This is a genomic window from Paenibacillus sp. P36 (genome assembly GCF_045866505.1).
Taxonomy (GTDB): domain Bacteria; phylum Bacillota; class Bacilli; order Paenibacillales; family NBRC-103111; genus Paenibacillus_E; species Paenibacillus_E chondroitinus.
Genome location: NZ_AP038372.1, coordinates 3143138 through 3168307, shown reverse-complemented (window position 1 = coordinate 3168307; position 25170 = coordinate 3143138). Strand labels below are relative to the sequence as shown.

Below are 25170 nucleotides of genomic sequence, written 5' to 3'. Positions count from 1 at the left end.
CTAGATTCAAAATGAGGAATTATTTAGAATAGTTTTAACATATATACATGAAATGCAAGTTTGTTTCAAAATTGTAAAACTATTTTAAGGTTAAATTAATAATCCTCATATATGCTTGATGTATATCCAATTCCTAGGATGGTGAAAATCTATGAAAATGTTTATTACGATTCATAACAAACCCGTGCCTGTCTACTCCGATGAGAAAAATAAAAAGAAATTCAACCTATTGAAATCCGCTCTTGAAGCGAAAGTTACGAAAGGCAGAGCCACCATTAAGAAATGTTTGGAGTCGATCATCAGCATCGAAATCGTTGGCTGTGAAGCGATCCTTCATTCCTTTAACGAACGCGATTCGTTGGCTTTATCGCTATATTAAAAAAAGAGTTTGTCGAGGGCGTCCCCCAGACAAACTCTTTTTTTTCTATAAATATCTTTCCTTCACAATGCTTAGATGGTGTTCAGCATGACCGGCAATCACGTAAGCAAGGCCTCGTGCAGTGATGTCAAACGTGCTGACGTTCGCCTGGCGCGACCAAGCGGAATCTGCAATCGTACGGCGAAGCGTTAAGGTCGCCTGCCTGACCGCCTTGAAATCATTTAATAGATCCTCGATAGATAGCTCGTCGAATGAAGTATTCGCAACAAAGACGTCTTGATCAAATCCGGGCAGTACCGTCGAATCTCCGCGAGAAATACGCAGCATCCGGTAGCTCATTACCCGCTCTGTGTCCGTAATATGCCCTAATACTTCCTTCAAGCTCCATTTCTCCGGCGCATAGCGATATCGTGCCTTTTCATCGTCGATCTCCCCAAATAAAGCAAGGATTTCATCACGTTGACGATCTAAGAACACCTCGTATTCCTCATCAGTCACTTTGCTGATGTACTGTTCATAATATGGCGCGTATTCATCTGTCCCAGGCCGCTTCAACATAGCGCAGTAATCTCCCTTCCATAATCAGTCTATTTATGTAATAGACTAATCATAGCGGAAATTTGGATCATTGAGAAGATGCCTGTAGCACCCATATTTTACTTTGGAAGTCTCCGCGCAAATCGTTGACGGGAAGACCGGCGTAAAGCAGGTGATCGCCTGGATACTCCTCTTCCTTGCCCGCAATGCGGTAATCGAAATCTGGGTTAAGCCCTTTTAACCGCAGTGATTTAAGAGGTGCGTTCGGTTCTGCCAATACACGGAAGTAGCCGACCAGCGCTTGTTTCTTATCTTCAGAGACGATCATCCAAGCCGTTTCGTTGCCTTCAAACGGACTTAAGAGACGATACAAGTCGCCGAATTGGACAAGCGGACGAATTTCTTTGTAGTTCGCGATTTGCTGTTTAACAATCTCTTTCTCTTCATCCGTGAAACGGGTGAGATCCAGCTCGTAACCGAAGTTGCCGGACATCGCCACATCACCGCGCATCTTCAGCGAGGTTTCGCGGTGCACCTGGTGATTCGGAACAGCGGATACGTGTGCGCCCATCGAGCTGACCGGATAGACGATGCTTGTACCGTATTGAATTTTCAAGCGAGAGACGGCATCCGTGTTATCGCTCGTCCACGTTTGCGGCATGTAATAGAGCATACCAGGGTCGAAGCGGCCTCCTCCACCAGAACAGCTTTCAAACAAAATATGCGGAAACTCTTTCGTTAATGATTCTAGAACACGATATAGCCCTAGGATATAACGATGAGCCGTTTCCCTTTGACGTTCAGGCGGCAGCGCTGCGGAACCGATTTCCGTCATATTGCGGTTCATGTCCCATTTGACATAAGTAATCGGGCTGCTGCTCAGAATGTTGCGAATCATCCCCAAGATAGCCTCGCAAACATCCTCGCGAGAGAAGTCCAGAATTAATTGCTGCCGGCCCTCTGTACGGCGGCGGTTCGGCACGTGCAAGCACCAGTCTGGATGCTTCCGGTACAATTCACTGTTCGGAGACACCATCTCCGGTTCAAACCAAAGTCCGAATTGAAGCCCCATGCCGTTCACTCTGGAAACCAAATCTTCCAATCCATTCGGCAGTTTCGCTTTATCGACGAACCAATCGCCTAGGGAGCTATTATCGCTGTCTCTTTTGCCAAACCAACCATCGTCAAGGACGAACAACTCAATCCCAAGATCCTTGCCTGCTTTGGCGATGCTTTCGATTTTGTCCGCGTTAAATTGGAAATACGTCGCTTCCCAGTTGTTCACGAGCACCGGTCTCGTACGATCACGGAACTCCCCACGGCATAGGCGTGTACGGTACAGTTTATGATAAGACCGGGACATTTCTCCTAAACCGGAGCTGGAGTAAACCATAACGGCTTCAGGCGTCTGAAAAGCTTGTCCAGGCTCAAGCAGCCAAGAGAAGTCAAACGGATTAATCCCCATGGATACACGTGTATTCCCATACGGCTCTACTTCGGCATGAGCAGCAAAATTTCCGCTGTACACGAGGCTAAACCCGTATACATCCCCATGGTCTTCGCCTGCTTCTTTGGCAAGCAATGCAATGAATGGGTTATGCTGATGGCTGCTGGAGCCGCGGCGGCTTTCTACAGTCAATTTGCCGGGAGCAAGCGCTCTGCGTTCGATATGCCGCTCTCTCACCCAGCTGCCTGAAAGCTGCAGCAGATCAAATTCGCTGTGCGAATAATCAACGCTCATACTAAGCGCACGAAGCAGCTTCAAATCAGCTGTGCCTTCGTTCACGAAACGCACGGATCTAGTCAATGCCGCATGCTGGTCAAAGATGGTGTAAGAAAGAATGACGCGCAAACCAATCAACGCATCCACTAATTCTATCTCAAGCGTTTGCGCTTCGTTCTCATTCTCTGTATACGTAGCTGGCAAACCTTCTAATGCAGGTTTACCTGCGTAAATTCGATGTTTATCATAGATAAGTTCAGTAATTGTTGAGCCGTTCGAAAGCGCAACTTGATAAGCAGGCTCCCGGAAGTCACTTGTTCCATAAGCTGGATATTCCTGCGGTAACGTATCGAAAGAGATGCTGCGGTCTTCCGGAACCGGGTTCGGAGAGAACGAACATCTTTCATGAAATTGTAAAATGGCGGCCAATTGCCCGGACCGGATGGGGCGACCCCAGTAGACATGTGCCGGGTAGGCATTTTGGACAAGCTGAATCACATAACTCATCTGGCTGTTTTTTAAATGGAAAATACCTTGTGTCTGTTCAAAAGTTATCTGCATAATATCCCTCCTGCTCCTTATTATCTTATTCTTTGCCAATCCGCACTATGGAGATTGTACACTTACATATGGAGAAATGTAGTTTTACTATAGTATTCCCTAATTTCAGCAAAAAGGAGCAGCGGCTCGAAAGCCCTGCTCCCTTCCATAAATCCTTCCATTTAGCCGAATTTATACGTCATGCCATACCCACCTTTGGGGTAAACCCAATCAATGTTGTGCGACGGACAGGCAATTCGGCAGGTTCCGCACTCAATGCAATTCTCAAAGGCGACTGTCGTAATCTTGAGTTTCTTTTCCCATTCATACACGTCTGACGGACAAAAGTAGTTGCAATCCTTGGTCACACAACTCAAGCAAGTTTGTTTGTCTTTAATGACGAGGTGTGACTTGTCGTCGCATTTGTAACGGATCGTAAACAGCTTATCAGAAATGTCGCTTTGACTCATCCGTTCATCGCCCTCCATCCCTTGTAGCCCAGCTTCATCAAGTTCACCGTGCCGCCTGCGGCGTTTTTAATCAGCTTCATGGCCATTTTCTGCTTATCCGCCTTGGCAATGCCATCTACCAGGAACATGTTATAAGCCGCTTCATTCAGCGCTCTCGGCAGCTTATCAAACAGGAGTTCAGGGTCCTGCTCCTTCAGGAATTGATGCATGCCCTTATACTTTTGCAAATCTTTGTGCACAAAGGATTCGCGTATCTTTTGATCATACGCCTGCAGCGAAGCGGCTGTGTAATCCCCGCGACCCTTGGCCTCCACAATGGCTTCGCCAGCCAATCGGCCGGAAGTCATCGCCAAATTCGTGCCTTCCCGATGGACGAAATTGATGAGCTGCGCAGCATCCCCGCAGACGCACCAGCCGCTGCCCGAGAGCGGAGGAATGGAGTGAAAGCCGCCTTCGGGAATCAAATGCCCGGAGTATTCTTTCGTTTCTCCACCCTGAATCAGCTTGCGAATCATCGGATGCTGTTTCACCGCGTCCAGAACGGCATAAGGCTTCACTTTTTTATCGCGCAAATGGTTGACCATCACGCCCACGCCTAAAGAAATCGTATCTTTATTCGTATAAAGGAAACCCATTCCCGCCATGCCAAGTGAAGTTTCGCCCATAAATTCAATCGTCACGCCTTCGTCGCCTTCCAGCCCGAAGCGGTCCTCGATTTTCTCTTTGGGCAGCGCAATCACTTCTTTCACGGCAAGCGACACTTGATCCGGCGTCCATTCCTTATGAATGCCCATGGCTTTTCCGAGCAAGGAATTGACGCCATCGGCAATCACGACAACGTCGGCATATAAATCGCCGTCATCCCGATCTGTTTTAACCCCAACAACCTTATCGCCTTCACGAATGACATCCAGCGCAACGGTTTCATACACAGGGATGGCTCCGGCGGCAACCGCTTTATCGGCAAACCATTGATCAAACTTGACACGTAAACCGGTGAAACAATTGTAAGGCTCTTTGTACGCCTCATTGCGGTGACCGAATGTAACCATCGATTCCTTGCCCATCATCCAAATGCGCTGCTCCACAATGTACCGTTCCATCGGAAAGTTTTTCTCTTTCCAAAACTCGGGAACGAGCTCTTCAATTTGCTTTCGGTAGAGGACGCCGCCGAAAATGTTTTTGGCACCGGGGAACTCTCCCCGCTCCAGGAGTACAACAGATAATCCGGCTCGTGCCATGGTTAACGCTGCTGCAGCACCGGCTGGGCCCCCGCCAACGACGATCGCATCGAATTTTTCATTCATTTGGCCTCACTCCTTTCCAGCGTTGGTACGGAAGCGGTTGTATCGGCAGCGGGTTTGGCAAATAGGGTGCGGCGTTTTTTCACCTCTTGCGTGATCGCCGGAACCAGCTTAAACAGATCGCCTACCATCCCGTAGTGAGCAAATTGGAAAATAGGCGCTTTCTCGTCTTTGTTAATGGCGACGACAACGTCCGCGTTGCTCATGCCCACGGTATGCTGCACAGCGCCGGAGATGCCGATGGCGAAGTACAGCTTCGGCCGCACGGTCGCACCGGTCTGCCCGACCTGGTGCTCATGCCCGATCCAGCCCGCATCCACCGCCGCGCGGGATGCGCCAACGACACCGCCGAGCGCCTCCGCCAGCTCGGCGAGCAGCCCGAAGGGCTCAGGGCCGCCTAATCCGCGGCCCCCGGCCACAATAATCTCGGCGTCCTCGAGATTCAGCTTGCCCGTCTCGTGCAGGAAGTCCAGCACCTGCGCGGCAATCTCATCTTCCCGCATCGCCGCCTCGATGGCGACGATTTCGCCTTGGCGCGCCGTGTCCTTCGGCAGCGCCTGAAACACCCCGGCCCGCGCCGTCGCCATCTGCGGCCGGTACTGCTTGCAGAGGATGGTGGCCATCATCTTCTCGGAAAAAGCCGGCCGGCTGGCCAGCAGCAGCCGCGACGGAGGCGGCTCCACGTCGAGCTGCGTCGTGTCGGCCGTCAACCCCGTCGGCAGGTGCGTCGCGATGGCGCCTGCCAGATCTCGGCCCGTTGCTGTCGCGCCGAACAGCACGATCTCGGGCTTTGCTTCCTCGATCAGCTTCAAACAGACCCGGCTGTAGGGCCGGGTTCGGTACGTGCGAAGCTCCGGCGCTTCGCAGAGGTACACCCGGTCCGCGCCGTAGTGCACGGCTTCATCGGCGAGGTGGGCTACACCTTCGCCGATGACGAGCGCCATGAGCGGCGCGTCCAGCTTCGCTGCCAGCTTCTTGCCTTCGCCTAGCAGCTGCCAAGACACCTTTTTCGCTACTCCGTCCCGCTGCTCCACAACGATTAATACGCCCCGATAAGCGGACCAATCGGGCATTGCCGCTTCGGCCTGCTCCGTCGTTTGTTCATTGGCCATAGTGACTTCCTCCATTCGTTACATGTTCCTTACTGTCATCTCTGCTCTTGCATCCTTCCGGCTTTTCGGCTTTGCCTAAGCCCAGTCAAGCAGCGTCTGCATTTCCTTGCTCATAAGCTGGTCAGCGAGTTGTGCCGCGCCCGCTTCCGGCGAATCATAAGCGATCATATTGGTTTTAACAGCCTTCACTTCAGGCACCCAAGTCTTTGCAACAATTGTCGGGGAGCCTTTGAGACCGATTTTCGCCCGCTCCAAGTCTGGAAAATCCGCCGTCGTCCACACTGTCGGCTTATATCGCGCCGCTCGAATCATGCCTGGCAGCGATGCCCTTCGTACCTTGTTCAGCTCCTTCAGTGCTGTGATCAACACAGGCATGCTTGTCTCAACCACTTCAATACCGTCTTCCAAAAGGCGGTGCACGCGAACTTTGCGATTCTGTTCATCAACGTCCACCACTTTGTTCACGTACGTGAGCTGCTCCAAATCCAATCGGCACGCGACCCCTGGCCCGACCTGACCCGTGTCGCCATCGAGAGTTTGTTTCCCGCAAAAAACAATATCCACCGGCCCCCACGTCTCGGCGATTTTACGTATCGTCCGTGCCACGACATAAGAAGTAGCCAGCGTGTCCGCTCCAGCAAAGCCGCGGTCCGTTACGAGGACGGCATCATCCGCGCCAAGCGAAATGCACTCCTTCAGGCCTTTCTCAGCGGGAGGCGGTCCCATGGTCACGACGGTCACTCTTGCCCCGGTTTCGTCCTTGATGCGAAGCGCCTCTTCCAGCCCATGCATATCGTAAAAATTCACAATGCTGGGAACGCCTTGACGAATTAACGTGTTATTTTTCGGGTCAATGCGAATTTCTCTAGAGTCAGGCACCTGCTTGATACACACTACGATATGCAGCATTTCTGCACCCTCCTGTTTCTTCCGGAATCTTGTATGACACCGTTTGACAAAACACCCGCAATGCTTGTCATCATTGTGAAAAATGTCACTTAAATGACGTATGGAAATCGCTTTCATGACTAACTTCATAACGCAACAGCCTACAACAATATATGCAAATTGCTATCTAACATGACATTTACTTTTGGCTTGGGCTATTAGTTCTGCGTTACTGTGAACATTCTGCATAAAAAAAAAGCCGGCCAGGATTCATCCTGACCGACCTAATTGCCAACTGCTATTCATCTTCCGGCTCAATCTCATAGGTGCATACAAACCGCTCAACACCAGGGTATTTCTCGCCAAGACTGCGAATCACGAAACCAATGCTCCGGTAAAATTGAACCGTTTCCTCATCCGTCTCCGCCACGATTCTAACTGGGTGCATCTCTTCTATGATTTCGAGGATGATGCCCCGGCCAAACCCGGCTCCTCTGCTATGAGGTTCTACCGCCAGATGATGAATCGTCATTTCCTGCTTATCATTGATTCGAAACCCGATAATGCCGACAAGTACTCCTTCTGATTCATACCCGTAAAGCCACATATTCGAATCCGTTTCATATCTCTTAATCGTCTCTTCCAATACATCCGGATCAGGAAAAACGCTGTAGCTGAGCAGTTCCTGAATAAGGTTCTCTTGAAGGCGAGACTTCACATCCATTAACACTTACGATCACTTCTTTCTCTTCTTCATATGTATCTATACATAATCTAACAGACTTAACAGCTTGTCAATCTGAGCTGCTGGGTTAACGCCTTTTTCCACCATCAACGGCACGCCACTCCCATAACTTATAAAAGGAATCCCTGCTTCCTTAGCGGCTTGGCCGTCAATCCAGGAATCACCAACAGACATCCAATTCTCCGCTGCAATTCCCGAAAAATGCCTCATCACAAATAAATTCCCTGAGGGAGAGGGTTTCATCGCGTCCATCTGCTCCCTTCCGACAATCAAATCAAATCGTTCTTTAATTCCCGTGGTCTCCAACGCTTTAATAGCGGCCGCGTAAGAGTTATTGGTCACAAGCGCAAGTGTATAAGTTCCCTGAAGCTTCTCCAAAAGCTCCTGCGCACCCGGCTCAAGACCCGCCCCCTCCATACCTTGAAGCTCAAATCCCTCAGCAATCTGCAAGGCGGCTGCCAGTACTTCATCCGATGCCCCCGCTTCTTTGACATGAGCAAGAATAGTTGAGGTTGTATGCGAGTCAATCGCAAACTCTCGCGATAGCATCCCCTCTTGAACTAAAAAACGGGCAACTGCCTGTTTCATTGCGGGGAAATCAATATGAGATTGAAGAAGAGTATTATCCATATCAAAAATAATGCCACGAATTGCTATAGCTTTTTTCAACAGCGCTTCCTCCTCCCTATATCAAGATTTAGTGTATTTCGACACAATTCGATTTTAATTAACAATAACCGCTATATACACGCCATTGACTGACAACTATAATAAAACCACCACAGACTGGCACACCATCAATCTATGAGAGGAATCGGATATGCATCTTGCAGAAGCTCATCCCTATAGTTTGTACCTCATTCTTCTAGCTTTCGTCGTTGTTCTGTTAGCTTCTTGTACTAGTCTGAAATTGACCAAAAGAATTGCCGACTCCAGTCCCTGGCAACAAAAATTATGGATTTTAAGATGTGCTTCCACCTTAGCGGTAGGCATCTGGTCCATGCATTTCATTGCGATATTGGCCTGTCCATATCCGTCTGTTAAAAGCTTCGATATGACAACCTTATTTACATCTCTGGCGATCGTAATCATTGGCTCCATCATCGGCTTTACAGTCATGCACTATGCCGCATTCGAATTCCCAAAATTTCTGCTCGGCGGTACATTTATGGGCTTGTCCATAGCCGGTATGCATTTCATGAATATGAGTGCCCTCAATCAAGTGGAAATTCGCTATGCGCCTATTCCATTTATCCTTACTATTCTAATAGCTATCATAGCATCCATAACCGCTTTATATCTATCCGCCTACGCCAAGCAAAAAGTAGTCATTAGTAGCCTTGTCATCAGTTTAACCCTGACTGGCATGCATTACCTCGGGATGTCTGCGGGGAAGATGACATATCCAGATAGCAGCATGCTAGCAGAACATTATCGTACGAGCATGGACAGTTATGTTCTCGCCTTGTTAATTGCTTTTGGAACGATCATTTTTCTCTCCATCAACTTGTTTTATTCCATGAAAATCGATCAGAAGGTTGCCGAACAATTTGCCCTGAAAGCTTCTTTACTGGATACAAGCATCGACAGCATCATGGTGTTTAACAGCCGGGGTTGGATTATTGATTGTAATCCGGCAGCATCTGCAACATTCGGTTATACGCGCAAACAAGCTTTGTCCTTAACGGTCTTTGATTTTCTATTTCCTTTTGATCGAAATGGCGAAGCGGCCGCTTCTTTGTTTCAGCAGGTATCACGGCAAGATGCCGCTTTGCTCGGCAAACGAATGGAAATGGCGGCCTACCGTGCAGACCGTTCCGAATTTCCGGCAGAGATCACCATCACCGGCTTCCAATTCAAAGGAAAAATGATGTTTGCAGCAACAATCAGGGATATAACGAATCAGAAGCGTTCAGCTTCTGATTCAGCTTCTGCTTCCTGAATCGTCCTAATCGACACGAAGAACCTGAGGGACTCCCTCAGGTTCTTTGGTCATTTTCGTTATTCCCCGCTTAAGCCGCCTGTTTGGATGTAGATTGAATCATAAATGGAATGAACATGGAAATTAAGCAGACAATGAAGCCAAAGACGAACATCCCATGGAAGCCGATGTAAAAAGCAGTCGCTTTCGTCAAAATCGCCCCCATGATGGTCACGCTCACAGCCGTTCCAATATTACGGGCGAATAGCTGCAGCGAAGTAGAGATCCCTTTCTGGTGCGCCTCAACTAGCTGCTGTGAACCAATCGTTGAAACCGTAAAGATGAGCCCATAAGCAAGCCCAAGCATCGTCATCGTCGCAAATGAGTACCAGTAAGCTGTTTTTTCACCCATAAAATAAAGCATAATTGCCGTAACCAAGAGCAAACCGTTCCCAATGATCAGCAGCGGTTTGTACCCATATTTGAGCACCCATTTCCCGCTTGGAACAGCAACCACCATCCAACCAATCGACGTACCAAGCAGAGCAAGCCCACTCACAAATAGCGAATACCCTTGATTTTGCAAATATAGCGGTATAAAACTTGAAGTCCCGAATAGTGCTGCACAGGAGATGAACGAGACCGCAATCATAATGGCCACAGGCCGATTTCGAAGCAGGTTCAAAGGAACAATCGGTGCGCTATGCCTTTTCTCATAAAAGAAAAAGGCAACCATACATACTACGCCTAATGCCCCGTAAATAAAGTTGTATTGCTCAACCGTTGTCGTAAGGAGCAGCAGCGAGATCCCCAAGGCGAACAGCACGGCACCGCCGTAATCCACCACGGATTTCTTCGCTTGATAAACTTCCTTATACGGCTTCAAAGCTAAAAGCGAGACCAAGCAAATCGGAATATTAACGAAAAATATCCATCGCCAGCTCAAATAAGTCACAAAAAATGTCCCTAATAACGGTGCTAATACAGCCGCCAGCCCCCACATCGCTGTGAAAAAGGCCTGCACTTTCCCACGCTGCTCCACGGGATATATATCTCCTGCAATGATCGCTGGAAACGGCATCATCACCCCTGCGCCTATCCCTTGGACGGCTCTAAACAAGATCAACTGGAGCATGCTCTGGGATAAACCGCAAAGAACAGACCCTCCAAGAAACAAAAGGATCCCTGCGGCATAGATCTTTTTCCGACCAAATAAATCGGATAAACGGCCTGCTAGTGGAGCAAGTACGGTAGATAGCACCATATACGAGGTAAATGCCCAGGCGAACAGGTCACTACCGCCAATTTCCTTCACAATGATCGGCATCGTCGTATTGGCTATGGTCGCATCCATAGACGCCACTAGCATCGCCAGTACGATGCTGACCATAACCGTTGTGCGATTGCTTCGGTTACTACTCATCATTTTTCTTATGTACCTCCTTATGCTGTCTTCCTAGTCACATCCATATATTGTAACTGATTCGCTATCTAATGAATAGCGTGATTAAAGATTTGGTCGCCATGACTCGAAACTGCTTGTAAAAAAATTCTTTACATATGGCTAATGCATATAATAAAATTAATCCAATTGAATTAGTGGGTAATTGACAGGGGACATGACTACATGACTTTGAGTATTTTATTTATGGGTGTAATTGTTGGTTTTTTGGTTGGATTAACTGGTGTTGGCGGAGCTTCGCTGCTCACCCCCATCTTGATCATGATCGGTATTCATCCTTCTATTGCTGTCGGAACAGACCTGCTTTATAATTCCATCACGAAGCTTTTCGGCACCATTCAGCATTGGCGGCAGAAAACGATCGATTTTAAGCTCGTCAAAATGTTAGCTATGGGCAGCATTCCCGGCGTCATCGTTGCGGTAATCTTCCTGAAATTCTTCAACTCGTTTTATAATAATCAAGAAGTCATTATCAAACACGCGCTCGGCTACGTCTTGATTCTGGTTGCCTTTGCCACCTTGTTCAAAGTTTTCTTCGGCCATAAGATCAAAGAAAACCGTTGGCAGCTCAAAAGCTTGAAAGAGAAACGCGGTCTGACAATCACCATTGGCGCGGTTCTTGGCTTCATTGTAGGCATGACCTCCATCGGTTCCGGCTCCTTATATGCCATTGCCATGCTTTACTTCTTCCGCATGGCTCCAGCACAACTCGTCGGTACAGATATCGCACATGCATTTTTCCTGGCAACGACAGCAGGTATTTTGCACGCCAGCATGGGGAATGTCAATTACACACTCGTTATCAATCTTCTACTTGGCTCAATCCCTGGCGTACTAATCGGCAGCATGCTAGCTACCAAGGCTCCGACCAACGTCCTGCGGACCATTATTGCCAGCCTGGTATTAATTAGTGGCCTTAAATTAATATGAGAATGACATAAGCGCCCGAATGTATTCGGACGCTTTTTTTTCATTTGGATTCCCCGGGAAATAACTGTTCCTTACTTCAACGTCATTTCTTTCGTAAACCATAATTTATAGCTGAGAATGCTTAAAATAATTCCTGTCATTGCTGCCGAAGCCGTGAACGCAAACAAAATCAAAATTTGATACCTCACCGCTTCAATCGGACTTGAGCCTGCAATAATCATGCCTGTCATCATCCCAGGCAATTGAACTAATCCAACCGTCTTCATCCCGTCTATTGTAGGAATCATACTTGCCTTCACAGAGCGCTGAAGCGCTTGTTGGATGGCCTGTTTCGGTGTTGCTCCCAATGCAAGAAGGGCATCAATCATGTCCCGGGAGGACCCTACCTCACGATTCATTTGGTTCAAAAACAAACCGCAAACAATCATGGAACTTCCAATGGTCATCCCGCTGATAGGAATGATGAATTGCGTCGTTGGTTTGATAATTTGGAGGCCGAGCATCAGTCCCATCGTTAGAATTTCCGTTATGGCAATGGCTGCTGCGATTCGCCAATGGATTCCCTTTAACCCTTTTGCTCGTTTCCCCGCATTTTGTGTAGCGATCATGATCATTATCGCGATAATTCCTATAATAAGTCCCAAATGTTCAGTTTGAAAAACAAAATGTAGCACATAACCTATGAATAATAGCTGCAAGGCGCCACGAATCGTTCCCCATGCAATGTCCTTCTCAAGACCCAGTTTTTGCCATCTGGATAAAACCATCGTAATCATAATAAAAGTAAGCGTAAAACCCAAGGCAACTGCTGACATAATTACTCCACTCCCCCTTGACCAAGGGAAAAAGAAGATAAGTCATCTTTTTTCACTGTTTCTGATAACACTCCGTTCTCCAGATACCAAAACCGATTGGCCACTCGCTCGGCCTGCTCCTGCTCATGGGTCACCCAAACAAGCGCTGTTCCCCTTTCTTCCTTCCATCTCATGAGCATCGACTCCACCGCTTGTTTGCTCTGTGCATCCAGCGCTGAGGTCGCTTCATCAAGTAAAAGGATGTCAGACCCCATCAACATTGAACGCACAAGCTGAACGCGTTGTTTTTGTCCGCCTGACAACTCCGCCGGATTTTGAGACCAGCTAAGATCCCCCAGCCCAACCTCATCCATTAGTCTCTTTGCTAGAGACTGATCAAACTTGCGCTGATGGAGCTTGCTCACCAAAGCTAAATTGTCCTCCACGGTTTTCGGCAGCATGGCTGGTTGTTGAGGCACATAACATACCTGTTTCCGCCATTCGCAGGGTCCCCAACTCTCAACTGGACGTCCATGTAAGGATAAACGACCACTCTGAATGTTATCTAATGCGGCTAAAACTCGTAATAGCGTACTTTTCCCCTGCCCGGACGGCCCCTGGATCGCTATAACATCTTTTGGCTTTACTTCCACGCTGATTTGTTTAAAAAGTGGAGTTGCCCCTCCGTTTGGATGGTTCTTATGTACATTTTCAATAACGAAAAAAGGCTGCAGAATGTCTCACTCCCTAGATGAATTAACATATATGATAACTAAATTATATCATAGCTAACATTTCACGGTGGTATGAACCCATTTTTTTCGCAAACAGGCGCTGGCCTACACAAGATGACTTGCCCTATTCATACGTTGTGATGAACACCCAATGTGATGATAAAGGAGCTACTGCATATGCAGCGACTAATGTGTAAAGGTAAAATCCACCGCGCTACGGTAACGGAAGCCGATCTGAATTACGTCGGAAGCATTACCATAGATGCTTTGTTAATGCGTAAAGCAAACATTTTACCCTATGAGATGGTTCAGGTTACCAGCCTGCGCAACGCCACCAGATGGAAAACATATGCCATCCCTGCGACAGAAGGCTGCGGAAAAATCGGACTGAACGGCCCGCCCGCCCATCTTTTCCACCCCGGGGATCTTGTCATCATTTTGAGTATGGGTCTGATGAATGAAGCTGAAATTGCCTCCTTAAAGCCACAAGTCGTATTTGTCGATGAAGAGAATCAGGTGCTCAGGGTCGAGGAGCATGATGTCATCATTCAAGAGCAAGAAGTGAAGCCCTATGAGTAATCTCAGCACCAGCAAGTGGACGAAATACAAGCTGCTCCGCAAATCGGAGAAGCTCCGCGCGTACCTCCCGGAAACCGAATGGCTGAAGGAATCCGCGTTCTGGCGACTGCTGAACAAATACCAACAAGTTATTATTAAGCCTACTGGCAGCTATGGCGGACATGGCGTCATTCGAATTAAAAAATTGGAAGATTCCGGATACGAACTCCAGGACGGGGCGAAAAAGAAGCGATTTACCGATCAAGAGCAAGTAAACGCCTTTCTCAAAAAGAAAACCGGCAAAAATTTCATTGTCCAGCAGCGCATTCCACTCGCTACCGTTAACGGGCGGCCTTTTGATATGCGTGTGATGGTGCAGCGGCACCCCCATTCGAAGTGGCAAGTAACCGGTAAACTGGCTAAAGTCGCTGGCAGCGGTTTTATTGTGACGAATATCCGCATGAGCAGCGGCAAAGTTGTATCCGTGGAGCATGCTATCAAACATTCTCAGCTAAAATCCATGCGATCCTCCGATCTTTTGGCACAGCTCGATAAAGTCGCACTTAAGAGCGCTGCCACGCTTGGCCCCTCCTACCGGTGGGTAAAAACGATGGGCATCGACATGGCTTTTGACAAATCGGGGCATGTTTGGATCATTGAGGTCAACTATGCACCGATGCTGGAACTGTTTTTGAAACTAAAAGATAAGTCGATGTTCCGCCGAATCAAGTCCTTTCACAAAAAATAAACAGATGCAAGAGACACAAGCCGTCTCCATCTTCTCCCGGCTGTAATAATCTACATTAGAGTTGGCAGACGCGAATTCATGCTAACTAACCATTCGTTTTCCCGCTGAAAACGGCGAGGAGGCCCAGAGAATGAAACAATTGGGGCTTTATTGCTCACGATGTTCGGCAAAGCTCCCTTTCCGCTATCAAGACATGAAATGTACTTGCGGCGGTACGTTATTGGTCGATTACGACTTGGAGCGCTTGAGCAAATCATTGAAGAAGGAAGCATTACAGACTCGCTACCCATCCATGTGGAGATACAACGAACTGCTTCCGGTGAGCAACCCGGATTGTATCATCACGCTTGGCGAAGGCTGGACCCCGTTAGTACGCTTACTGAATTGGGAACAAAAGCTGTCCCTTAGGCAGCTGTGGATTAAACGCGAAGAACAGAACCCGACGGGAAGCTTCAAATCACGGGGGTTTTCCGTCGCCGTTTCTCTCCTGAAAGAATCGGGAGCAACCCGAGCGGCGGTTCCTTCCAACGGCAATGCCGCTGGCGCGCTCGCTGCTTATGCCAGCCATGCCGGGATTAAATCTTCGGTATTCATCCCTTTGGATTGCCCTCCGCTCATCGTAGAGGAGTGTCCACTTTATGGGGCGGAAACCTTTCTTGTGGATGGCTTAATCCATGACGCCGCAGCAATTATTGAAACCGGCAAGGGGGAGCAGGGTTGGGTAAACGTTGGCACCTTGAAGGAACCAGGGCGCGTAGAGGGCAAAAAAACAATGGGACTTGAGCTCGCCGAGCAGCTCGGATGGACGTTTCCCGACGTTATTATCTATCCGACCGGCGGAGGCTCCGGGATTATTGGCATGTGGAAAGCCTACCATGAGCTCAAAGCGCTTGGTTGGGTTGACGGACCTATGCCACGGTTCGTTTGCGTGCAGGAAGAAGGCTGCCAACCCATCGTCGACGGTCTGCTGCCGCAAACGGCAAGAGGTCAGGCCGGAACAACCAATGAGCCTAGTCCGACAGGCATGCGAGTTCCTCTGCCACCTGATTTGCCTCTGATCTTGTCGATCGTTAAGGAAAGCGGCGGTACAGCGCTCGCCTTATCCAAGAACCAGATCGCCGATGCCACACGTGCTTTAGGCGCTCAAGGCATTTCTTCCTCGCCGGAAGGTTCTGCCACCTGGGCAGGCTTGATCGAGCTCTGTGACAGTGGCTGGCTGCGTCCCACCGACTCGGTCGTGCTGTTTAACACTTCGCATGCCATGAAATATGCGCAGTTGGAACGTATGTCCTCCGTTCCAAGGATAAGGAGCTATGCGGATTATAAGTCGCTTGGGCGCTAAAAAAGAAAAACCGTCAGGAGAGAATTGCTCCTGATGGTCCTTTTTATGTTTAGCGAATCTAAGCTTGACCTAGATTATTTTCCTCATACAAACGGTACATCGCTTGAATCAGAGGCTCTGCCGGATCACGGTTCAATAAGAATAAAGTCATTAAATATTGCAGCGGAAGCGCGCAAGTGTTGTTCCCGTCTTGCACAGCAACGAAGCCGGCTTCCAGAACCGGGCCATGCTCCTCATGAAGCTCTAAATCCACATAAATCTTTTGATCAGGGAATTCTTCACGAACAGCTGATGCACAGTAAGGAACAATATGTTTATCCAGAAGTTCTTTCGCTTGGTCTTCCGTTTGCGGCGGATTAGGCAGCAGATGATTCTCCGGGCTTCTCAGCAAGTCCACAAAGAAGGAAGAAAGCCAGAGTCCAGCGTTCGGATTGGTTTGGAAATTTCTCATAATTTCATTGAGGAAAAATCCACATGACGTGAACTTCTCATCTTTTTTAAGTGTAAAAGCAAACATCGGGCCATACGTTGGGTTATTTCCGATTTGTCCCTCGACTTCATATTCGGGAAATTGCGCCTTCATAACTTCGTTTATGTGCTGAAACCAAGTCATAATGATCTGGGCCTGTTCTTGTTCCAAATCTTGTGCGTTATTTTCTTCGGTTTGTGTTTCGATCTCTTTTTCTGTCATTGTGGTAAAAGCCTCCTGAATCATTCATATTGGCACGAATATCCCTATTGTACCGCATTTAATCCAGATCAGAAAGCTATTGTTGCATTTTTAAGGACGAATGCGGACGACGCCAACCTCAGAAGCGTTCACCGAGATCGAATTCCCGCCTTGACCAATGGTTGCACTCGCGGATTGTCTGACTCTCACTTTTGTTTTTCCGCTGCTGTAGCTCGATTTTTTGTTTGTTTTACGCTGCATACATCACCACCCCCTCTCAGCAAACATGGCACTTCATGCTCGAACTCGGAAGGGGTTAGCGCTTTTTCTGCTTTTTATGCAGCCCGTTGACAGGCTGTATCAGCAAATACATAAGGGGAGCACAATAGGCTCTATCTAAGGGATCTTTTTATAATCGTTTAGGAGTCGGCATACCGAGCAGTTCAAGCGCTTCATGAAGGGTAGCCTTCACCGTTTGTGTAATCCATAAGCGGTGGGAAATGCTCTCTTCGCTCCCTTTTAAAACCGGACATGCGCTATAAAAATGATTGAACAACGATGCTAATTCAAACGCATAATGACAAATTAAACTAGGAGCCAACTGAGCAGTGGCATTCTCCAAAGTTTCCGGCCAGTAAGCGATATGCCTCAGCAGCTGGTATTCCTGATCTTCCAGAAGAGTTCCGTGGAACTTGGCCGCTATGGCTTGCAGACGATCGTCCACCTTCGCTTTGTCCAAAATACGATTCGCTCTTGCGTAAGCATACAGCAAATAAACACCTGTATTCCCTGTCACTTCGGTCGCTTGCTCCAGATCAAAAATCACTTCGGTTTGCAGTTGATATTTCAGCAAATAGTAACGAATCGAAGCCGCGGCGATGGATCTGCTGGATATTCCCGCTTTCCTTGAACGTTTGGAATCAATCACTTTCTCCATGCGATCAAGAAGGTCTGCGACTTTAATCCCAATGCCTTGACGGCCTGACATCGCATAGGAACTTTTGCCTTCGGAAGTATCCAGACCAAGCCCAGCCGCTGTATCGGGACTTAAAGAAACAACACCGTAGCTTACATGCTTGAGTTGACTGGCCTGCTGTTGATAACCGAGCACTTCAAGTGCCAGCTTCACCATCTCTTGCGGATACTGCTGACGGTAGTCAATGACATTAATGACCATATCTGCGCGCCCGATCGTTTTTTTACTTCCTTGAGCAGCCGTTGACCACAAGCCATCCTCCCATTTTTTATACACAAAATCATTTTCCAGCAGTCCGAATTTCCAAAGGTGATACGCGATATCCTTCGCGGTGTAGGTGAGAATGCCATTTGAACGAACAAGCACTTTATCCCCTTGAAAATCCTGATTGTCCGCTGGGGTTTCAGCTCCGCCTTCTTCAAGGTTCTTCAGTACCCAACAGCCTGCCAGTTTCCCCTCCGTCACCTTATGAAACATTTCCGTTTTACTCAGCAGCTCGAAAGTGGTATCCCAGAATCCTGCACGAACAATGCTGCTTTCCCACACCAGCACATCATAGGAGATGCCAAATTGCTTCATTTCCTCCAACTGCTCACGCACAATTCGCTCCGCAACCAAAGCACCCATCCACGCAAGATTCGATGTCCCGCTTTCAATAGCATGAAGGACCACAGAACGCTGCTCGGCTAACGCCGGCTGATCTTTATAGGCCTGATTCACCTTCGCGTAGGTTTCCCAACAAAAATCCCCGAATCGCGGAAAACTTCCCTCCGTTTGCGTATGAAGAATACCTACCACCGTATCGGCTAATTGGTTCCCGAGGTCATCAATATAATTATGAACCTCCACGTCATACCCGGCATGCGATAGCATACGTGACAAAGAGTCACCGATACATGAATTTCTCAAATGCCCCACATGTGCGGCTTTGTTAGGATTAATGGAGGTATGTTCCACCAACACCTTGTTTTGTTTGCTGCGGCTGGTGCGCTTCGTTGGAGCTTGAAATTCCCCATTAGCCCAGGCATCCCAGTTGATATAAAAGTTCAGAAAGCCGGGTGCAACAGCAGCTGCTTTGCTAAACAAACCTTGAACAAGCCCATTCTGTTCGATGCGGCTTTGAAGCTCCCCAGCGATCTGCAAGGGGGACTTGCGCAATATTTTGGCCAAAAGCATGGCAATGTTGGAGCTGTAGTCTCCATGTTCCGGGTGCGCCGGATGCTCGGTTAAAATTTTTAAAGTAGCTGGACGCTGCGTCCCGGATTCCTGAAACATGGCTTCGACGTGCTGCTCAATTTCAACGGTTAATAGCTGCTGAATCATCGTAGTTTCCTCCCAAATGGCATCATTTGCATACAAAAAAGCCCCCGTCTCTAAATAAGAGACGAGAGCTGTTCATTCCCGCGGTACCACTCTAAGTGTTAAATCTGCAGATTTAACCCCTCCAACGATAACGGCTTATGCCGGATCTTCCTACTGCTCATTTCGGAAGACCATTTCCCAGGTCCGTTTCGTTCCTGACATTCGTACCGGTTCCCACCAATTCCGGCTCGCTGCGACTGTCCGACAAGAACTACTGTCCTGTTCATCAATGTTACATATCAAGTTATGAATTGACTGAATATTACTTCAATATGCTGGAGTTGTCAAGAGGCAACTACCTTCATCATTAAAATGCCAATAAAGGCCAAAGCCAATCCAGACTGTTCCATCTTTGAGAATTTATCCTTCAAAACAAATCGCGTGTACAACAGAACGATTAGTACATTCAATGCGACAACAGCTGAAACCAAGCCTGCCTTGCCATGATCAAATCCATGAAGGATGAAAATCATGCCAACCACATTCGTAATGCCCACGATCATCCCGAATAGAAAAGTCCGTCGTTCCGTCCAGCCTGAGGTAGCTGCCACTTTTACCTGTGTAGGCTGCTGATCACTTTGCTTCTGATCCCGCAACCACCACAGACCAAAACAAACAGTTCCGGTAGCAAACATACAAAATAACGTTGGAAACAGCGGGGCCGCGACCAAGGTCGTCCACTTACTCGACAAGTCATTGGCGGCAAAAAGAATCAAGGCCAGCGCACCCCAACCGGCGCCTTGCAAATTTTTGAGCGTAATGTCATTGGAGTAACGCACGACTAAAATTCCGATAACGATAATAACAAAGGCTAGAAACTGCATGATATTAAGTCGTTCATCCCAAATCAGATACGCAACGAAAACCACAACGACGGAGGGCAAACCGGTCAGAATCGCGACCAATGACGCTTTCCCTACGGCAAAACCTTTGAACATACTGGCATTGGCCCCGAAAGAAAACAGCCCCATTTGAACGCCAATCAGCGCAGTCACGGTCCAAGCTTGATGTAATAGAAGGGCGCAGCTGCCGCTAATTAACGCCCCCATGAAAAATGTGCCGCATAGCAGCACATTCCGGTTTAATGATTGCTGGCTGGACCAGTGATACAGAATGCCTCGCAGCCCGAAACTGCAAGCCGCAAGTACGGAATACATGAGCCACATCCGAACAGCTACCCCTCTCTTTTGCTTGCAAAGATCGGGTAATTTTACCACATTAATCTTTAATGAACAACACTTTGTTGCAGCACAAGTCGCTCAAGAATGGCATCACCGCTAGCAGAGACTTTCACTTCCGCAAACTTGGCATTTTGTTCGTAAGTACGGCCTGTTCCTTCTGGAATGAAATAATTTTCAATGCCATATTCGATCCCCTCATACCCTTTCCAAGTACCGTTCATACGCACTTCTCCTGGGGCAAGTTCTTCCCCTTTCGTATAGACACGTTTGAATTCATACACATCAGTAGCTGTGTTCGGAGCGAGCACGACAGAGATTTTCTTTTTAGATGTCACATCATCGTTCTTCAAATCGGAAATAGGCGGCTCAGAAATCGTGTAGCGCAAACGTACATAATCCCCTTGAATAAGCGAACGCGGGTCCAGCGGTTCAAGCTGGAGTTTGATGAGTTGTCCATGGGAGAGCAGCCACTCGCTTTTGCCAATTTGTATCGACATGGCTGCGATCTGCAGCAGCACCAGCACGGCAATAAGGAGCCGATTTGCTTTCACGTTTGCCCCAGCAGCCGTTTCGGGTTCGACAGCTTCAAGGCGATGCCTTTTTTCGTACCAAACGGTAAAGATCAGTATCAAGATGCCAATCATGCCAAACGTAATCGATTTGTGCAGCAGCTTCCAGGCTAAATCGTAATATTTATACACGAGGAAAGCTGTCCAGAACCCCATCGACCAAGCAAAAATCCAACGGCTATGCAGCTGCCTGCTAACAACTAAGGCAAGCACGACAAGGATAAAGAAAAGGGCGTTGGTGACATAATACCAAGCAGATTCGGTCATGAAAGTTAACACAAACAATGTGAAGAGAAACGATGGATAGCTGCTATAGAGCACCGGCTGCCTAACTGCAGCATTCCCGATGACCTGCCCGCCTGCAAACAGGACGAACAATAAGCCCGTAATCACTGACAAAATGACAACGCTGCTATCGAGCCAATTGGTTAGTATCGCAGCTGTGATCAAAATTGCCGCAAGGAAGAAAAAAATGCGATGCACCATCCCGGCAATATAGATAAACGCGGCGATTGTAAGCGCTAAGAAAGCGAATTGGACGGGAATATTTTCTGCAAACACAGCCGCCCCCGCTCCAAGAAGCAGTCCGCTGATGAGTATGGTGTACCTCACTAGCGCATTTAGCTTTTTCAAAAAGATCATGCTGGTTACAACGACAAGTCCAAAACCCATCAACACATTCTCAGGGTTCTCAAACCCCAGCACCAACGTAACAATCCCGATAACCGTCAGGCTGCCTAACAGCGATCCGATGATAACAACGGAAACCGTGAGAACACGCACAATCCATTTGGTAAAATCACCTTCCGGTTTAACGTCCTCTCCTGCCTCACCTTCGAGTACTTCATTCCTTGGCTTCTCAGCAGGCTGCCATGCCCGAATAAATGTCATGAACTTCACATTGGCACCGATGAATACAATCACAAATAGCAAACTGATGATGAAAAAAAGCTCATTATAATGGCGAACGACGAGTTCGATGTATTTAAACGTAATCGTGGCTGAAATAAATAAGCCTGAGTACAATAAATAAGCTTTGTTGCGCATTTTATGTGAGTACCATACCGCTGCCGCAAGAGCTCCAATCAGGGGCAGATTCATGAACACCCCGTAATCTTCGAATGCGTACGAATTTGAAAGGAGGAGCAGTATACCTATTACCGCTTGAAATGAAATCCACTTCATTAACGAAGAGTTCAGCTTCCCACGCTCTGTTAACAGATAGAGAATACCATTCACAATTGCTAAGCCTACCCAGATCGCAATTTGAACACATTCCGAATCCGATCCGCCTTGCCAATGAGGGAAAAAGTAAAAGGAATAAGCCAAATGTCCAAGAATATACGACAGGATGTAAAAGGGCTGCCACCTCGTCCATATGGCAAAAAGAAAGGCCGGAATAAACCAGACCGCAAACAACGTGTAACTGTCGGCATGAGAATTGTAGGTCTGCCCAATGAGCCCCGCTCCTACACCAAAGGAAACGCAGCTTGCAAACAAGCTAAGCCTACTTAGAAATTGCCGACCCGTTTGATGGGAAAGCCAAACTGATAATCCATAGAAGCCGAGAATAAGCAGAAAGGCAGGCGCAAACTTCTCCCAGCGGTTTAATTGCTCCCAGTTGGTTGCGAAGAAATATACAATGGCCGTTAGCAGGGAACTGGCTCCCAGCACATAGCCTAATTGAATCGTAATCCATTTCGATTTCATGATGCATAACCCCCTCTCGTCTTAATTCTCATTGTACTTGAGTTATACGTTTTGAGAAGTACTAACTATTCCTAGTACCCCATCATTAGCCTTTAATAACGCTCCATTGCGAATCTTGACTATAAAATCATAAGAAAAAAGCCAATTCTGCCTCAGGGGCAATAATCGGCTGAGTGTATGTATAAGGGATGTCTTATAGCAAATCCCCTTCAAACGTCTATTTCATTAAACAAGCTTTAATTTCACGAAAAAATGAATTTGGCCGTTGCTTTGCTCAGCCCAAATGGCACCTTCGTGCGATTCCACAATACTTCTGGCAATCGCGAGCCCTAGACCGGAGCCTCCGGTATTGGAAGATCGTGATGCATCAACCCGATAGAACCGATCAAATAACTGATGCAAAGCATCATCGCTAATCACTTCTGCTTGATTGCTGACTTGTAGAGTGACATACCGATAATCATGGTGCAGGCTAACGGTAATCGCCCCTGGCTTCAAACTGTACTTCAGGGAATTTCCCAGAAGATTCTCAAAGACACGAATCATTTTATCCACATCAATACGAACCAACAGCTTCTCCTTCGGGATTGTGCGGTTGATCTTAAGCTGTTGCTCCTCAGCCAATGTGACAAACTCCTCAAGCAATTGGTCCAATAGCTCGTTGATTGCTACCCCTTCTCTGTAAAGAGGTTCATCGTGATTGGATAACTTCGTGAACTCGAACAAGTCATCAATAAGTAGTTTCAGCTTTTCGGACTTATGATAAGCAATACTAATATACCCAGCCGCCTGCTCAGGTGTTTCATAGCTTTTATCATGCAGCAGCCGTAAATACCCCATGATGAGCGTCAGAGGCGTGCGTAAATCATGAGAAACATTGGTAATCAGCTCGCGCTTCAAACGCTCACTTCTTCTTTCCTCCTCAATCTTTTTCTGCAAATCTTCAGCCATAAAGTTCAAATCCCGGGCAAGGGAACCAAGCTCGTCTTGACTACGTTCAATGACGCGGTAATCCAAATTCCCGGTTGCAATGATACGCAGACCACCCGCCAATTCCTCAATGTGGCGCATTTTCTTTTGCGTCATGAAGTAGAACAAAAGGATAAAAACAGCAACAGCACTCAACAGGGACAGCGGACTTTCACCCTTCTGATACGTAATGTGCGGTTCCGGGATGCCGGAGACAATCAGATAAGATTTTTGTCCCCTATAGTTAACAGGGTAAAAACTTGAAAATTCTTTTCGGCCATAATCCTGTTCCGTCCTGGCGTTCATCGCGTTGCCGATCACATTGTAAATTTCGACATTTGTTTCTGCTGCATTTTGACTTCGATAAACGACTCTACCTTCCAGATCCGTTATTAGAACTTTGAACTTCTGATCACTCATCCCCTTAACATGATTTTCGAAGAACTCAGCATTCATCCCAGAATCTTCACCACCGGGCAAATCTCGTTGATTTTGGAGGGTTGATAGTTCATTAACCAAGCTTCTGGCTTCATTATCTATTCGTTCAATTCCGTATTTATAATCAATATTAGCCGTCTGCCTCATTTCTCCGAAAAGATTCGAACAAATGCCATAAGTCAGTAGTCCTGCCAACAAACAAACGACAAAGGTTATCATCAACTGCATTCTTATACTCCGCTCAACTTGCCCCATCGTAATCTTATAGAGCGTCTGTACCAAAATAATCAGCTTTCGAATAAGATTAAAGGGAAAAAAGGTAAATGGAAATCGGTTTACTTTAGCGTAAGGATCGATATCGTAACGTTTATTCAACTTTATAGCCAACCCCCCAAACCGTTTTTATAAATCTCGGAGATCTTGGATTTGATTCAATTTTTTCGCGAATTTTGCGGATATGCACCATGACCGTATTATCAGAGTCATAGTAGGCTTCCTTCCATACGGTTTCGTACAGCTTTTCCGAGCTCCACACCATCCCTCGGTTGCGGACTAACAGTTCAAGAATAGCGAATTCCCTTGGGGTTAGTTTGATTTCTCTACCTTCCAGCCTGACTTCATGCGTCTGTGTGTTAATCGTCAGATCGTCCACTTCGAACTCGTGATCCTTGTTCACATGAGGTACGTTAAGCCTAGTGTAGCGGCGAAGCTGGGACTTAATGCGAGCGATAAGCTCCAACGGATTAAATGGCTTACTCATGTAATCGTCGGCCCCTGAGCTTAAGCCCCATATTTTATCCATATCCTGACTCTTTGCAGACAGCATGATGATCGGCATATTTTTTTGCTCTCGGATTTTTAAACAAGCCTCGATCCCATCCATTTTCGGCATCATGATGTCGAGAACAATAAGATCTATCTCTTCCTTTTGAAGAACCTGAAGGGCTTCTGCTCCATCAGATGCTCGAAGCAGTTGATAACCTTCATTTTTCAAATAAATGGCAAGCATATCTATAATTTCTTTCTCGTCGTCGACTAGGAGTATTGTAGGTTGTGCCATGCCGAATTTCCTCCTTTACATCATTTCTGTGTTACTAAACGTATCAAG

24 protein-coding genes and 1 other annotated feature are annotated in these 25170 nt (G+C 47.4%); of the genes, 6 read left to right on the top strand and 18 right to left on the bottom strand.

Going from position 1 to position 25170, the window contains the following annotated elements; translation table 11 throughout:
- Positions 1-151 precede the first annotated feature (151 nt).
- On the top strand, positions 152-379 hold the full coding sequence (locus tag ACKTT9_RS13930; RefSeq protein ID WP_127449564.1) for a 3-dehydroquinate dehydratase: 228 nt from the start codon (positions 152-154) through the stop codon (positions 377-379).
- Positions 380-424: 45 nt separating this feature from the next.
- Here ACKTT9_RS13930 and ACKTT9_RS13925 read toward each other — a convergent pair whose 3' ends face one another.
- The 8 genes from ACKTT9_RS13925 to ACKTT9_RS13890 all read right to left on the bottom strand — a co-directional run bounded on the left by ACKTT9_RS13925 (position 425) and on the right by ACKTT9_RS13890 (position 8367).
- Positions 425-937: a DinB family protein gene (locus tag ACKTT9_RS13925; protein WP_407872062.1), complete on the bottom strand. Its 513-nt coding sequence runs from the start codon at positions 935-937 to the stop codon at positions 425-427.
- A 67-nt stretch (positions 938-1004) separates the two neighbouring features.
- Positions 1005-3200: an alpha-galactosidase gene (locus ACKTT9_RS13920; RefSeq protein WP_407872061.1), complete on the bottom strand. Its 2196-nt coding sequence runs from the start codon at positions 3198-3200 to the stop codon at positions 1005-1007.
- Between the two features lie 161 nt (positions 3201-3361).
- Positions 3362-3649, bottom strand: coding sequence for a ferredoxin family protein (locus ACKTT9_RS13915; RefSeq protein ID WP_407872060.1), 288 nt, complete (start codon positions 3647-3649; stop codon positions 3362-3364).
- The gene (locus ACKTT9_RS13910) at positions 3646-4956 is read right to left on the bottom strand and encodes an FAD-dependent oxidoreductase (protein ID WP_407872059.1); all 1311 of its coding nucleotides are present in this window, start codon (positions 4954-4956) and stop codon (positions 3646-3648) included. The genes ACKTT9_RS13915 and ACKTT9_RS13910 overlap by 4 nt, the downstream gene beginning before the upstream one ends.
- On the bottom strand, positions 4953-6065 hold the full coding sequence (locus ACKTT9_RS13905) for an electron transfer flavoprotein subunit alpha/FixB family protein (RefSeq protein WP_407872058.1): 1113 nt from the start codon (positions 6063-6065) through the stop codon (positions 4953-4955). Before ACKTT9_RS13905 ends, ACKTT9_RS13910 begins: the two co-directional genes overlap by 4 nt.
- Before the next feature lie 75 nt (positions 6066-6140).
- Positions 6141-6974, bottom strand: a complete 834-nt coding sequence (locus tag ACKTT9_RS13900) for an electron transfer flavoprotein subunit beta/FixA family protein (protein WP_127449553.1) — start codon at positions 6972-6974, stop codon at positions 6141-6143.
- 277 nt (positions 6975-7251) lie between these two features.
- Entirely contained in the window at positions 7252-7677 is a 426-nt protein-coding gene (locus ACKTT9_RS13895) for a GNAT family N-acetyltransferase (RefSeq protein WP_407873037.1), read from the bottom strand.
- 39 nt (positions 7678-7716) lie between these two features.
- Entirely contained in the window at positions 7717-8367 is a 651-nt protein-coding gene (locus tag ACKTT9_RS13890) for an HAD family hydrolase (RefSeq protein ID WP_407872057.1), read from the bottom strand.
- A gap of 151 nt (positions 8368-8518) precedes the next feature.
- Between ACKTT9_RS13890 and ACKTT9_RS13885 the strand changes: the two genes are divergently transcribed.
- The gene (locus ACKTT9_RS13885) at positions 8519-9640 is read left to right on the top strand and encodes an MHYT domain-containing protein (protein WP_407872056.1); all 1122 of its coding nucleotides are present in this window, start codon (positions 8519-8521) and stop codon (positions 9638-9640) included.
- A gap of 70 nt (positions 9641-9710) precedes the next feature.
- Here ACKTT9_RS13885 and ACKTT9_RS13880 read toward each other — a convergent pair whose 3' ends face one another.
- A complete protein-coding gene (locus tag ACKTT9_RS13880) occupies positions 9711-11045 on the bottom strand; it encodes an MFS transporter (RefSeq protein WP_407872055.1) in 1335 nt (444 codons plus the stop codon).
- 201 nt (positions 11046-11246) lie between these two features.
- Here ACKTT9_RS13880 and ACKTT9_RS13875 point away from each other — a divergent pair, with 201 nt between their 5' ends.
- A complete protein-coding gene (locus tag ACKTT9_RS13875; protein ID WP_407872054.1) occupies positions 11247-12011 on the top strand; it encodes a sulfite exporter TauE/SafE family protein in 765 nt (254 codons plus the stop codon).
- Positions 12012-12082: 71 nt separating this feature from the next.
- Here the strand turns inward: ACKTT9_RS13875 and ACKTT9_RS13870 are convergent, their stop codons facing one another.
- A complete protein-coding gene (locus ACKTT9_RS13870; RefSeq protein ID WP_407872053.1) occupies positions 12083-12826 on the bottom strand; it encodes an ABC transporter permease in 744 nt (247 codons plus the stop codon).
- A 2-nt stretch (positions 12827-12828) separates the two neighbouring features.
- Positions 12829-13458: an ATP-binding cassette domain-containing protein gene (locus ACKTT9_RS13865; protein ID WP_407872052.1), complete on the bottom strand. Its 630-nt coding sequence runs from the start codon at positions 13456-13458 to the stop codon at positions 12829-12831.
- A gap of 258 nt (positions 13459-13716) precedes the next feature.
- Here ACKTT9_RS13865 and panD point away from each other — a divergent pair, with 258 nt between their 5' ends.
- From panD to ACKTT9_RS13850, 3 genes are all read left to right on the top strand, one after another.
- Complete coding sequence (gene panD / locus ACKTT9_RS13860) at positions 13717-14118, top strand: aspartate 1-decarboxylase (RefSeq protein ID WP_157319858.1); 402 nt, start codon at positions 13717-13719, stop codon at positions 14116-14118.
- Positions 14111-14845, top strand: a complete 735-nt coding sequence (locus tag ACKTT9_RS13855) for a YheC/YheD family protein (protein ID WP_407872051.1) — start codon at positions 14111-14113, stop codon at positions 14843-14845. Before panD ends, ACKTT9_RS13855 begins: the two co-directional genes overlap by 8 nt.
- 130 nt (positions 14846-14975) lie before the next feature.
- A complete protein-coding gene (locus ACKTT9_RS13850) occupies positions 14976-16187 on the top strand; it encodes a threonine synthase (protein ID WP_407872050.1) in 1212 nt (403 codons plus the stop codon).
- 58 nt (positions 16188-16245) lie between these two features.
- Here ACKTT9_RS13850 and ACKTT9_RS13845 read toward each other — a convergent pair whose 3' ends face one another.
- The 7 genes from ACKTT9_RS13845 to ACKTT9_RS13815 all read right to left on the bottom strand — a co-directional run bounded on the left by ACKTT9_RS13845 (position 16246) and on the right by ACKTT9_RS13815 (position 25122).
- The gene (locus tag ACKTT9_RS13845) at positions 16246-16878 is read right to left on the bottom strand and encodes a hypothetical protein (protein ID WP_407872049.1); all 633 of its coding nucleotides are present in this window, start codon (positions 16876-16878) and stop codon (positions 16246-16248) included.
- 90 nt (positions 16879-16968) lie between these two features.
- The gene (locus tag ACKTT9_RS13840; protein WP_315949087.1) at positions 16969-17118 is read right to left on the bottom strand and encodes a hypothetical protein; all 150 of its coding nucleotides are present in this window, start codon (positions 17116-17118) and stop codon (positions 16969-16971) included.
- Between the two features lie 148 nt (positions 17119-17266).
- Positions 17267-19156 (bottom strand): arginine--tRNA ligase, encoded by a 1890-nt coding sequence (locus ACKTT9_RS13835; protein ID WP_407872048.1) that lies wholly within the window; start codon positions 19154-19156, stop codon positions 17267-17269.
- A gap of 54 nt (positions 19157-19210) precedes the next feature.
- Positions 19211-19431 (bottom strand) — a binding site (T-box leader).
- Positions 19432-19479: 48 nt separating this feature from the next.
- Positions 19480-20361, bottom strand: coding sequence for an EamA family transporter (locus ACKTT9_RS13830; RefSeq protein WP_407872047.1), 882 nt, complete (start codon positions 20359-20361; stop codon positions 19480-19482).
- A gap of 59 nt (positions 20362-20420) precedes the next feature.
- Positions 20421-22655 carry a GDYXXLXY domain-containing protein gene (locus ACKTT9_RS13825; protein ID WP_407872046.1) on the bottom strand — a complete coding sequence of 745 codons (2235 nt, stop codon included), beginning with the start codon at positions 22653-22655 and terminating at the stop codon, positions 20421-20423.
- Between the two features lie 225 nt (positions 22656-22880).
- Entirely contained in the window at positions 22881-24437 is a 1557-nt protein-coding gene (locus ACKTT9_RS13820; RefSeq protein ID WP_407872045.1) for an ATP-binding protein, read from the bottom strand.
- Positions 24430-25122, bottom strand: coding sequence for a response regulator transcription factor (locus tag ACKTT9_RS13815; RefSeq protein WP_407872044.1), 693 nt, complete (start codon positions 25120-25122; stop codon positions 24430-24432). Before ACKTT9_RS13815 ends, ACKTT9_RS13820 begins: the two co-directional genes overlap by 8 nt.
- Between the last annotated feature and the right edge of the window lie 48 nt (positions 25123-25170).